A 12,287-nucleotide genomic window follows, 5' to 3' on the forward strand; every position below is an offset into this window, starting at 1 on the left:
TACCCCCTTAGTAACCGAAGACTTTTACAAACGCCGGGTTGCCCGAGCCTACGGTGCTACCGTTGCCAAATGTGGCGGCTGCATTGGTGTAGCTGACCACCTCAAGAGTACCGGCCGCCAAGCCGTTGAACATGCCGCTAAACGCTAGAACGCCATTCGGAAAAGCGATCGGGTATGTCACCAGAGCTGTAAACGCGCCTGGCGCGATTGCTTGGGTTTTCATCCATTGCACGATGAATCCGCCAAGCCAACTTGGGAAAGCGATATAGCCGTTTGGTGTGAAGCTGTAGGCGAACCCGAACCGCAATTTCTTCGGTGTCACGATCGTTGCGTCATCCACACCAGCATTCACCTGAGCCTGAGTCGCTACCTTTGCCGTTCCCTGATTGCTCTCGGTCGCCTGAGCCGAAAGAGCGGCCAGCGAAGCAATGTCGATGTTTCCCTGATTGATCGGCGCATTCCAGGCCTTGATGCACCACATAACGGCAAGGTTGCGGGGGCGAGCTACGCCGAAAAGGTCCGGTCGTGTTGTCGTCGTGTTGATAGCAGTACCAGCGCCAGTTACCACGGAAGCATTTGGATATTGAGCCGCGACAACAGGGTCGGCCCCAATGTGTATCGGCCCAGCATTAGGGTTTGTGCTGACCGCTGAGCCCATGGTTTGCGGCGCAAGGCCGTCGAAATCACTGGCTACGAGAGTACCCAGCTGATAACTACCAATCGCTCGCGCTGCATCCACGCCGCGCCCATGGTCCCAACCACGCAGGAACTCGCCACGCGATTCCGGGAGACGGAAGTTGCCCGCACCTTCGCCGCCCGTGTTGAACGTGGTCCCCAGGTACGCCGCCAGGTCTGGATAGGTCGCAATGCTCTGCACACTGCCGTCAATCTCCAGAAACCCGGGCGGGAGCTTGTTCACCGGAAAGGCTGCCATGGTGCCAACCGGCAGTGCCGAAGCCTGGGCAATCATCGCCTCGATTTCAGACTTCGTGTAACTATCCTTGATACCAAAACCGGCCAACGTTTCCGGGTTAGTACCACCCGTAGCGCGACCGTACTTGTCGACCATCAGGCTCTTGTAAGTCCCAGCCTGAATCCCCGTTCTACCCACAAGCATTTCAAAGCTCAGCGCCGTAGTGCCCAGCGTGATCGGCCCGTTCGTGATCAGGTGCCAAAGCGAGTCACCATTCGCCGTGCCCTCCTCGACCATCACGGTCAAGTTTGGCGTCACCTTGGCGCTGGTATTGGCATCAGCCGCCCGCACCCACGCGCCATTAGCCGCAACATAAATGCCGTTATCCTTCGCCGCCGTTTGCGCCGTCACCAGCACACGCTGCCCGGAAAGCACCGCGACCCCGTCGATTTGCTGCGCACCACTCAGCACAATGTTTTCCGTGGTAGCCACGCGAACCGACTGCTTGCCATCAAGCTTGGCCAACTCATCAGCGAGATAGCCCATCACCCAGGCCCGTGTCGCCTTGACCACGGTGTCGTCGATCAGCAGCGTGACAATCGACGCATTGCTCGTCTCAAAAATCGAGCGAATGTAAAACTCTTTCCCCGAGCCCGACGTCGCCAGAACCGGCTTGAACGACTCTGGGTATTTGATGATGGCGTAGAGGATGCCCGTGTCGGTCCAGAGCCCGGCCTCACGCACATACCAACCGCCCTCTTCCGGCGGAATGGTCACTTCGGCCAGCAGCCAGCTGGGGTTGTTCTCATCCTGGAACAGCGCGTTGAGTGGCCCGCGCCACACTTCACGTTTGAGCGCGGTAGCGGTCGCGGCCGGGTTGTAAACCGCGCCGCCTCCGTCACCGACCGAAAGCTGAGACAGCTTGATCGGCACGCCCGCCGCCTTGCAGGCGGTTTCGTATGCGATCCCCGCATTGGTGAGCAGGGTGTAATAGTCGGCCATTTAGGACCCCTGAGGATAAATAGTGGATGTTTCAACGGCGTAAAGCCCGGCGGCCATAAAGGCCTGACCCGATACTTCGAGCCCTTCGATGACAATGGGATAAACCGTCGTCAGCTCACCGCACACCGTCGCCGCACCGAGGAAGTGACTGCCGAACGCGCTCAAGCCGACGGACACCGACAGCGTGTCGCGTTCGCTTTTGGCCTCTGCCAGGCGTCGGTCGAGACGTGCATCGATTTCTTCGCTGTAGGGCTGCTCGGTAAACGCCCGAACGGAAAAACTGTAGGGCGGGCCCGGAGGTGTCTGCTCGTACCAGGCGCGAATCTCAGGCATCAGCCGCAATCCTTTCGCGGCGTTTTCCAGCGCCTGTCGCGTACCGGCCTGCCGTGCCGTTGGCCAGGCGAGCTCGACCGTCAGACGCTTTTCCGTCTCGGCCGCCTCGGAGCTCCATTCGCTGACACCACGATCCGCCGCGAGATAGGGCAGGAACGCCAAGGGCGTCGCGGTCGGGTTCATCAGTTCGGGGAACGGCAGTGCGAGGCGATCGAGGACGGTGCCGAAAGCCAGATCGAGGGCTTTTTCCAGCGGTGAGCTGTTGGCCGGCAACAGGCTTGGACGAGGCGTTGGGTCACTCATAGCGTGAGCACCTCCACCTCGACACCGGTGCACCAAGGCGCTTCGAAGGCCGTCGTCACAATCGGCTCGACCGGTTCGAGAATCTCCAGCTGAACCGCGCCGGCGCTGTGCAGCGTGTAGTCGATCCAGCTCGGATCGACCCGCCCTTCCAGTCGATGACAGCTTTGGGCATACGCCTGCAGTTGCTGTTGTGCGGCCACCTTGGTCAGCCCGGAATCAGGGCCGGCATTGATCCTGGCGACGACTCGAATCCGGTAGTTCTTGATGTGGGCGCCCTGCACGGTGACCCGATCCGTTTCCGGCCGCACATCTGGCCGTTCGAAGTGCCGGCGCACACCGTCGAGCAACTCGTCGGACGCCGTGCCGTCACCCTCCCGCGAAAGGACGGTGACCATCACCTCGCCGGGTGCCGTGCGACGTCCGTTGCCGTCCTTGACCTGCGCCGCATAGCCGTCCGGATCGAAGGTATAAGTCACCGTCACCTCGCCCGGGGAGGCAGTTTCCACCTTCACCGCAGGACGCTCCCCGAGGGTGAACACCTCGCGGCGATACTGCATGCGAGAACCGGCGGCCGGTGCATGCGGTGCCAGGTAGTAACGCAATCTGGCGTCATCATCGCTCTCAAACACCGGAGCAATCGGCGGGAACGCCGCTGGATCGCCAGGGTCCAGCAACTGGCGCTCAAGGCCCATGTCCGCGAGACGGGCATCCAGGTTGCTGCCGGTCACCCACCAGGCCAGCATCTGCTTGATGCGGGCGTTGTATTTTCGTTCGTGGATTTGCAGGCGCACACAAAAGGCCTCAAGGGCCAGGGTCAGCAACTCGCTTTCATTTTCCAGGCTGACCTTGAGCTTTGCCGCACTCTCGGGAGCGCGGGCGCCGACGTACTCGACGACAAATGTCTTGAACTCTGCGAGCAGATCCTCGAACGCTTCGACGGTGACGATCGAAGGTTCGGCCAACTGGTTCTGGCCGGGTATCAACATACTCATGTCACCACCTCGAATGTCTGTTTGCGGTTTTTCCAGGTGCCGGCGAAACGCAACAGCAGTCCGGCACCCTGCCGGCTGGCAACAATCACCTGCGGCTGGAAATCACCAATGCCGTTTTGTTCGTTGTAAAACGCCTGCGCTGCGTGGCTCTGGGCAAGAATGAGCAGGTCGTCGCCGAGGTTCCGGCCCAGCAAGTCCGGGATCAGCGAGCCATACAAGGGACGCTTCTGCCGCGTGCCCAACGGTGTGGTCAGCGCCCGGGTCGCGCGCTGCACAAACTGCGGCCAGTCGTCGACCACCGCCCCGGTATTTCTATCGATTCCGATCATGGGAAACTCTTTATGCGGTACTGATGACGCGTCCCTGGTGATCCACCAGCGGGCCGCTCAGGTGCACACCGGATGCGTCGAGTCGCAAGCCGACCGCGCCCAGTTGCAGTTCGATGGACTCAGGCGTCATCGCAAGGCTCGCCGGGCCGAGATTCAACTCGAGCGCTTGGCGAGAACCGCTGAACGCCGCCGGGCCGTTTTTCCAGTGCAGGGCATGAAGGGCGTCGTCGTAACCGCTTTCAGTGCCATCCAGATAGAGACGACGCGTCAGCGAAGCCTGTGTCGAGGCGGGTGGGAACTGATCGCCGTTAAGCCCGAACAACGCTACTGATTGAGCGCTGCCCTCGCCGCCGCCATGGTTCAGCAACAGGCATTGCTCGCCGACCGAGGGGATCCTCGACTCGCTTTGAGCCCCGGCGCTGGGGTTGAAAAACCGGATCGCCGGCGTCAACAACTCACCGTGACGGACCTTGCACGTGTTGCTAGCCGCATCGACCTCCTGGCACACGCCAATGCGACAAAGGCTGTCGGTGCGCCGGTGCAAGTCTTCAAGTTCGGCCTCCATCTCGGCCAGACGCTCAATGATCGGGCCAAGCTGCTGACGTAAAAGCGCATCGAACATGGCTCAGTCCTCAAGTTCGGTGTATTGGTCTGGGTCGTCGATGTTCGAGACCTCCCAGGTGCGGGCGAATTTCGGGATGCCCAGCGGGTCGTCAAGCAGCAACGCGCCGAGGTACAGCGTCTGGGTGAAGGAAAGCGTCCAGGCGAGGTATTCCCGTGCATCGCTGATGAATATCGACGGCAAGGCATCGATGTTCATGGGCAGGTCGCATTGACTGCCTGGCAAACCCCATCGGTTATCCGTGACCAGGCCTTTGAGTACGCTGGCCAGATCGCCTGCGGCTAGCGCCGGGTCGTCCAATGTCGGCGGCACAATGATTTGCAACGAGACCGTCAGCACATGGGCGATGCGACCGTCATTGGCGCGGTCGCCGGCTGCATTGTGTTCGATGGCGATCAGGACCCACGCCTGATCGAACGTGCCGTCGAAGTCCTGACGACCTCCGACCTTTAAACCCAGGCCGGCCAAACGCAACGCGTCGGCAATGGCAAACAACAGCCGCGACGGCTTATCGATGTCGAGGGACATAAGAAACTTCCAGTTCAAATATCGAAGCGTTCAGCTGCGTCGGTGCATGCAGCGGACCGGAGTTGCCGGAACGGCAGATGAGTTGGCTTTATTGATCCGGACGCGAATCACGCGGTGGTACTTCGCACACGCCAATCCGCTTGGCGGCCCAACGCTCGTAAAGGCCAATGGCGACATCGGCGCCAGCCATCGCCGTGAGGCATCCGAAAGCACCGGCCGCCCAGATGGACATGCCCGCGGCGTACAGCAGCATGATGGCCGAGACCCCGCAGACCATGCAGGCCCCGGAGCGCAAGGCCAGGCGCCGCAGCAATGACCAGCCGCGGGCGCCCTCTTTGTCGGCACGCCACATTTCACCGGACACCCCGCCCACCAAGGCGAGCACGATGACCAGCCAGATCGGCATGTCCAGCAACGCTTGTTGCTCGTTTGTCATGTCACGCCTCCTGGGGGAGATTGGTGAATAAGGGAAATAGGTATTTCAGGGCATGTCGCTGACATGGCCACTGAAGAGGCGAGCCTTTTGAAGTTGATCGACGAAGAATTACAGTCGCTCAACGATGACGTTGTCGATAAAGGCGAAGTTCACGTACGGGTTCTGCTCGTTGGAAAAAGCCAGGGTTGTTTGAGCCGTGGTAGCAGTGAAGTCATACGTCATGGTGCTCCACTCGACAACGCTACCCTTGGCAACTGGCGTGCTGAAGACCGCAGTCTGACCGGCCACTTTCACTTGCACGACCCCCTCACCGGAGCGATTGGCGTACCGCGAATTACCCGCACTGAAAGTCAATCGGTACTTGGCGCCCACTACGGTGGCAAAGTTCTGCTGGATTCCACCGCCATTGCCATAAACGTAGTTAGCCAGATCGACAATCGCTGCGCCTTCCGCTGCCACAGAGCCAGGGATTGAGGCACGCACGTTGAAATACTCGGCACCCGACAGAAAGGTCGTCCAGCCCGTGATGAAGCTGGCTTTCGTCGTAGTGTCCAGTACACAGTTTTCGCTGCAGCCGGGTTGTTCGAAGCTGCCGTTAACCAGAAGGTTCGTCGCAGTAGCACTGCCAGCAGCACCGAAAAGGGCCAGGGCCAGCATCAGCAGGCCAATGATTTTTTTGAATACGGTCATGGTTTACCTATTGAGTCGAATGTATTGATTGCGCAGCGGTTGCTGCACAGGCAGTCCCCACTTGAGGGTCGATGTGCCTGACGGTCGGCAGGCATTCCAAAAAGCCCGGTCACCCAGGCTTTTCAGTAATGCGGTCCTTCGCGTTGACCTTTCGGCGCTACTGGCGCGGTACGGGTCCATTCAGATTGTTTTTCCGACCGCGGTCCCTGCCCGCCGGATAACTGCTTCTAGTGCTTTACGCTGCACACCCGGGTCAGTTGCCAACCCTCTGAACCGTTGAGGCCGGTTCATCGCTGCCTTTGTGATGGAACTAAAGAGCTTCGTTTCGAGCCGCTTTGTTGAGCGGCTTGAGACAAAGAATATGCATGGATGCATATACAGTCAATGCATAAATGCATTTATTTGTGCGCGAAAAATGCACTGACGCATTAAAGCCCCGCAGGCAAAGGCGTTGGCGGTTTTCGACAGGCGAAAAAAAACCCGCGCGGTGGCGGGTTTTATCTGACAGCGGTGCGGTTAACGGGCGTACATGCCCCACCAGAAGACGTGACCAAGGATGACGATCTGCTCTTCCTGGATTTCCTGGAAGGTGTAGTCCTCGTCCGGATGCTCATCGCGATTGAAGCTGCGCAGGCGAATCCCCGTAGGCAGGCGATAAAGCTGTTTAACCCGCAGCTGACCATTGTGGTTGATCGCATAAAGGTCGCCGTCGACGATATCGCCGATGCCGCACTTGCCGGCATTCACACCCACGGTGGCGCCGTCGCGCAGCACCGGCAACATGCTGTTGCCACGCACTGTCACGCATTTGGCCTGGTCGAACTGCACACCGTTGTGGCGCAAGCTGCGCTTGCCGAAGCGCAGGCTAGAGCGCTCGCTCTCTTCGATGACGAATCTTCCTGATCCAGCAGCCAATTCAACCTCGCGAAGAAAGGGGACCGACACCTCATCGTCATCGACGGGCGTATCGTCGTCCCACAGACTTATGTCCTTGAGTTCAGAATGCAGTTCATCGCGCCCGGCCTTGGCGGCTGGCGCGACATCCGCGCGGCCACGCAACTGATCGGTGCTCACGGCGAAGTACTCGGCGATCTTCGAGATGTGCTTATCCGAAGGATCGACGATCTTCCCGCTGAGGATCCGCGAGAGAGTGGATTGAGGCACGCCGGTGCGACGGTGAAGCTCCGTGGGGGAGATCCCGTGCTGATCGAGCAGCGCTCTTAAGACGGTAGAAACATTGCGTTTTTGCATAACGCGCATAGTGCTTGTTCTTTTGACACAAGACAAATGCTGTTTTGCATAATCAGCGCATAAACAGCAGAAATGCATCGCGCGGCTTTCATGCCTGCGTCGGGTGGACTGCCCATGGTAACCTTGCGCCCATCGCGGAAAAGCCGGGCCAATGTCCCTCCTTTGCCCTACACCTTTCAACGAATCTGCCTGATTATCCGATGAATAAAGCACTCTCCGATCTGTCCTCTCACACGCCGATGATGCAGCAATACTGGCGCCTGAAGAACCAGCACCCTGACCAGCTGATGTTCTATCGCATGGGTGACTTCTACGAGATCTTCTATGAAGACGCGAAGAAGGCCGCCAAGTTGCTGGACATCACCCTGACCGCCCGTGGGCAGTCGGCCGGTCAGGCGATTCCGATGTGTGGGATTCCTTACCACGCCGCGGAAGGTTACCTGGCGAAACTGGTGAAGCTCGGCGAATCGGTAGTGATCTGTGAGCAGGTCGGCGACCCGGCCACCAGCAAAGGGCCGGTCGATCGTCAGGTGGTGCGGATCATCACGCCGGGCACGGTCAGCGATGAAGCCTTGCTGGATGAGCGTCGGGATAACCTGATTGCAGCGGTGCTGGGTGACGAGCGCCTGTTCGGTTTGGCGGTGCTGGACATCACCAGCGGCAACTTCACCGTGCTGGAGATCAAGGGCTGGGAAAACCTGCTGGCGGAACTGGAGCGGGTCAATCCGGTGGAGCTGATGATCCCGGATGACTGGCCGAAGGATTTGCCGGCGGAAAAACGTCGTGGGGTTCGTCGCCGGGCGCCGTGGGATTTCGAACGCGATTCGGCGCTGAAAAGTCTCTGCCAACAATTCTCGACCCAGGACCTGAAAGGTTTTGGCTGCGAAAACCTGACCCTGGCCATCGGCGCCGCCGGTTGCCTGCTCAGCTACGCCAAGGAAACCCAGCGCACCGCCCTGCCCCATTTGCGCAGCCTGCGGCATGAACGCCTGGACGACACCGTGGTGCTGGACGGCGCGAGCCGTCGCAACCTGGAACTGGACACCAACCTGGCCGGCGGTCGCGATAACACCCTGCAATCGGTGGTCGATCGTTGCCAGACCGCCATGGGTAGCCGACTGCTGACCCGCTGGCTGAACCGCCCACTGCGTGATCTGACTGTATTGCTGGCGCGCCAGACCTCCATTACTTGCCTGCTCGACGGCTACCGTTTCGAAAAGCTGCAACCGCAGCTCAAGGAAATCGGTGACATCGAACGGATTCTGGCGCGGATCGGCCTGCGCAATGCTCGTCCTCGCGACCTGGCTCGTCTGCGTGACGCGCTCGGTGCGCTGCCAGAGCTGCAAGTAGCGATGACCGAACTTGAAGCGCCGCACATCATTCAACTGGCGAAGACCACCAGCACGTACCCGGAACTGGCGGCACTGCTGGAAAAAGCCATCATCGACAACCCGCCAGCCGTCATCCGTGATGGCGGCGTGTTGAAAACCGGTTACGACAGCGAACTCGATGATCTGCAATCGCTCAGCGAAAACGCCGGGCAATTCCTGATCGACCTCGAAGCGCGCGAGAAGGCCCGCACCGGTCTGTCCCACCTGAAAGTCGGTTACAACCGCATTCACGGTTACTTCATCGAGTTGCCGAGCAAGCAGGCCGAATCCGCGCCGGCAGACTACGTCCGCCGCCAGACGCTGAAAGGTGCCGAGCGTTTCATCACACCGGAACTGAAAGCGTTCGAAGACAAGGCACTGTCGGCCAAGAGCCGTGCCCTGGCCCGCGAGAAGATGCTCTACGAAGCGCTGCTCGAAGACCTGATCGCCCAGTTGCCACCGCTACAAGACACCGCTGCCGCACTGGCCGAACTGGACGTGCTGAGCAACCTTGCCGAGCGTGCGCTGAACCTCGACCTGAACTGCCCGCGTTTCGTCAGTGAGCCGTGCATGCGTATCAGCCAGGGTCGTCACCCGGTGGTCGAGCAAGTGCTGACCACGCCGTTCGTGGCCAACGACCTGAGCCTCGACGACAATACCCGCATGCTGGTAATCACCGGTCCGAACATGGGCGGTAAATCCACCTACATGCGTCAGACCGCATTGATCGTGCTGCTGGCGCACATCGGCAGTTTTGTGCCGGCAACCAGCTGCGAATTGTCCCTGGTGGACCGGATCTTCACCCGGATCGGCTCCAGCGATGACCTGGCGGGCGGGCGTTCGACTTTCATGGTCGAAATGAGCGAAACCGCCAACATTCTGCACAACGCCACCGAGCGCAGCCTGGTGCTGATGGACGAAGTGGGTCGCGGCACCAGCACTTTCGACGGCCTGTCCCTGGCCTGGGCGGCGGCCGAACGCCTGGCGTCTCTGCGGGCTTACACGCTGTTCGCCACCCATTACTTCGAGCTGACAGTGCTGCCGGAAGCCCAACCGCTGGTGGCCAACGTGCACCTCAATGCCACCGAGCACAACGAACGCATCGTGTTCCTGCACCACGTGTTGCCGGGGCCTGCCAGCCAGAGCTACGGCCTTGCCGTTGCACAGTTGGCCGGCGTGCCGAGCGAAGTGATCGTGCGCGCTCGCGAGCACCTGGGTCGACTGGAAGCTACCGCACTGCCTCACGAAGCTCCGAAGCCAGGCAAAGGCAAACCGGCCGCGCCGCAGCAAAGCGACATGTTCGCCAGCCTGCCGCATCCGGTGCTGGATGAACTGGCCAAGCTGGATCTGGATGACATGACGCCGCGTCGCGCCCTCGAAATGCTCTATACATTAAAGACACGGATCTAACGCACTTGCCTGCAAGCTGTTAGAATCTCGCGCGGTTTGGGATGCTGCAGGCTAATAGCCTGGCCTGCAGACTATCGCTCCCAAACCTGGCGACCCCAACGTGAAGGGGCTCCGCTGCCGCCGCCTGAGGAGAGAACTAGAAATGACCTTCGTCGTCACCGACAACTGCATCAAGTGCAAGTACACCGACTGCGTAGAAGTCTGTCCGGTGGACTGCTTTTACGAAGGCCCGAACTTCCTGGTGATTCACCCGGATGAGTGCATCGACTGCGCACTGTGCGAACCAGAATGCCCTGCCGTGGCCATCTTCTCCGAAGATGAAGTCCCGGAAGAGATGCAGGAATTCATCCAGCTGAACGTTGAGCTGGCAGAAATCTGGCCCAACATCACCGAGAAGAAAGAATCGCTGCCCGATGCCGAAGAGTGGGATGGCGTCAAAGGCAAGATCAAAGACCTTGAGCGCTGATTAACCCCGCGTTCTCGAAAAGGCCCCTTGCGGGCCTTTTTTTGTTTTTCCAAGATCAAAAGATCGCAGCCTTCGGCAGCTCCTACACGGGCTTCGTGTACACATGTAGGCGCTGCCGAAGGCTGCGATCTTTTGACTTTGCTGCAGGCAAAAAAAGGGGCGGTTTGACCCGCCCACATTTTTTCCCTATTCCCTGTATTCCTTTTTCATCGTCCTGATGAATCGCCTCCTGCGATGTCCTTTCCCCTCATCCTTGAAGGGGGTGTCTGTCCGTCGACACAACCCAGATACTAGTGAATTCCCCGACAAGAGCAATTGCCCTCCCGGGCTGAAATCGCTTGTCATATGCCGTTAATTTAAAAAAATAAGCCTGTTAATCAGGTAGATAAGCTGTATTCGCGTAGGGATATGGACGACTGCCCCCCTGTAAAAATAACGAACACTTACGAAAGAGTAAGTAAAAACTTACAGCGCGAGACTACAAACCTGAGTTGATTGCCAAGTAACAAAAAGCCCCGAACCAGTCGGGGCTTTTTTATTGCTGACTCAGCGAATGGCTTATTGAAACAGCGACTCGCTCGACAGGCCGTTCTTCTCGAGAATCTCCCGAAGACGCTTCAGGCCTTCCACCTGAATCTGTCTGACCCGTTCCCGGGTCAGGCCGATTTCCAGGCCTACATCTTCAAGCGTACTGCTCTCGTGCCCACGCAAGCCGAAGCGGCGTATCACCACCTCGCGTTGCTTGTCGGTCAGCTCGGAGAGCCATTGATCAATGCTCTGGGACAGGTCGTCATCCTGCAGCAATTCGCATGGATCGGTTGGACGGTCATCGGTAAGGGTGTCCAGCAGGGTTTTATCCGAATCCGGACCCAGCGAGACGTCGACCGAAGAAACCCGCTCGTTCAGGCCGAGCATGCGCTTGACCTCGCCCACCGGTTTTTCCAGCAGGTTGGCGATTTCTTCGGGTGAGGGTTCGTGATCGAGTTTTTGCGTCAGCTCCCGTGCAGCCCGAAGGTACACATTGAGCTCTTTGACCACATGGATCGGCAACCGGATGGTCCGGGTCTGATTCATGATTGCGCGCTCGATGGTCTGACGAATCCACCAGGTCGCGTAGGTCGAAAAGCGGAAGCCGCGTTCGGGGTCGAACTTCTCTACCGCCCGGATCAGCCCGAGGTTGCCCTCTTCGATCAGGTCCAGCAGCGACAGACCACGATTGACGTAACGTCGGGCGATTTTCACCACCAGCCGCAGGTTGCTTTCAATCATGCGTTTGCGCCCGGCCGGATCTCCACTTTGCGACAGGCGCGCAAAATGAACTTCTTCTTCGGGGGACAGCAGAGGGGAAAAGCCAATTTCATTGAGGTACAGCTGCGTGGCATCGAGCGCACGCGTGTAGTCAATGTACTTGTGTTGCTTTAACGAGGCGGAGTGTTTGGATTTGGCACGAACGGAAGGTGGAGCAGCCCCTTCATCATTCGACATCGAATCCGTACCGATGCCGGTCTCCATCAGGAGAACCTCATCGTCGATGTCAAACTCCGGCACTTCTTTACTGAGAGCCATTGTTATAGTCCTTTGGTGAGTTCGACCTCAAGCTCAAGCGGCGCCTTTATCCTTGGCAACGCTGGAGCCTGTTCCC

At 59.1% G+C, this 12,287-nt stretch carries 12 protein-coding genes; 2 read left to right on the forward strand and 10 right to left on the reverse strand.

What is annotated here, in order from left to right:
• Positions 1-7 precede the first annotated feature (7 nt).
• The 9 genes from ACYZUD_RS16785 to ACYZUD_RS16825 all read right to left on the reverse strand — a co-directional run bounded on the left by ACYZUD_RS16785 (position 8) and on the right by ACYZUD_RS16825 (position 7,399).
• Complete coding sequence (locus ACYZUD_RS16785; RefSeq protein ID WP_462024996.1) at positions 8-1,915, reverse strand: phage tail-collar fiber domain-containing protein; 1,908 nt, start codon at positions 1,913-1,915, stop codon at positions 8-10.
• Positions 1,916-2,551, reverse strand: coding sequence for a phage tail protein I (locus ACYZUD_RS16790; RefSeq protein ID WP_462024997.1), 636 nt, complete (start codon positions 2,549-2,551; stop codon positions 1,916-1,918).
• The gene (locus ACYZUD_RS16795) at positions 2,548-3,543 is read right to left on the reverse strand and encodes a baseplate J/gp47 family protein (protein WP_462024998.1); all 996 of its coding nucleotides are present in this window, start codon (positions 3,541-3,543) and stop codon (positions 2,548-2,550) included. Before ACYZUD_RS16795 ends, ACYZUD_RS16790 begins: the two co-directional genes overlap by 4 nt.
• Complete coding sequence (locus tag ACYZUD_RS16800) at positions 3,540-3,872, reverse strand: phage baseplate protein (protein WP_462024999.1); 333 nt, start codon at positions 3,870-3,872, stop codon at positions 3,540-3,542. The genes ACYZUD_RS16795 and ACYZUD_RS16800 overlap by 4 nt, the downstream gene beginning before the upstream one ends.
• Before the next feature lie 10 nt (positions 3,873-3,882).
• Complete coding sequence (locus ACYZUD_RS16805) at positions 3,883-4,494, reverse strand: phage baseplate assembly protein V (RefSeq protein WP_462025000.1); 612 nt, start codon at positions 4,492-4,494, stop codon at positions 3,883-3,885.
• A gap of 3 nt (positions 4,495-4,497) precedes the next feature.
• Positions 4,498-5,022 (reverse strand): hypothetical protein, encoded by a 525-nt coding sequence (locus tag ACYZUD_RS16810; protein WP_462025001.1) that lies wholly within the window; start codon positions 5,020-5,022, stop codon positions 4,498-4,500.
• Positions 5,023-5,110: 88 nt separating this feature from the next.
• The gene (locus ACYZUD_RS16815) at positions 5,111-5,458 is read right to left on the reverse strand and encodes a phage holin family protein (protein ID WP_462025002.1); all 348 of its coding nucleotides are present in this window, start codon (positions 5,456-5,458) and stop codon (positions 5,111-5,113) included.
• 108 nt (positions 5,459-5,566) lie between these two features.
• Complete coding sequence (locus ACYZUD_RS16820) at positions 5,567-6,148, reverse strand: DUF642 domain-containing protein (protein WP_462025003.1); 582 nt, start codon at positions 6,146-6,148, stop codon at positions 5,567-5,569.
• A gap of 516 nt (positions 6,149-6,664) precedes the next feature.
• Positions 6,665-7,399, reverse strand: coding sequence for an XRE family transcriptional regulator (locus ACYZUD_RS16825; RefSeq protein ID WP_462025052.1), 735 nt, complete (start codon positions 7,397-7,399; stop codon positions 6,665-6,667).
• 200 nt (positions 7,400-7,599) lie between these two features.
• On the opposite strand from ACYZUD_RS16825, the gene mutS reads away from it, so the two are divergent.
• Together mutS and fdxA are read left to right on the forward strand one after the other, a co-directional pair.
• On the forward strand, positions 7,600-10,179 hold the full coding sequence (mutS, locus tag ACYZUD_RS16830; protein ID WP_462025004.1) for a DNA mismatch repair protein MutS: 2,580 nt from the start codon (positions 7,600-7,602) through the stop codon (positions 10,177-10,179).
• A gap of 142 nt (positions 10,180-10,321) precedes the next feature.
• On the forward strand, positions 10,322-10,645 hold the full coding sequence (gene fdxA, locus ACYZUD_RS16835; RefSeq protein WP_007908827.1) for a ferredoxin FdxA: 324 nt from the start codon (positions 10,322-10,324) through the stop codon (positions 10,643-10,645).
• A gap of 558 nt (positions 10,646-11,203) precedes the next feature.
• Here the strand turns inward: fdxA and rpoS are convergent.
• Positions 11,204-12,211, reverse strand: a complete 1,008-nt coding sequence (gene rpoS / locus ACYZUD_RS16840; RefSeq protein ID WP_008154012.1) for an RNA polymerase sigma factor RpoS — start codon at positions 12,209-12,211, stop codon at positions 11,204-11,206.
• Positions 12,212-12,287: the final 76 nt, after the last annotated feature.

This window comes from Pseudomonas sp. XS1P51 (assembly GCF_054897845.1).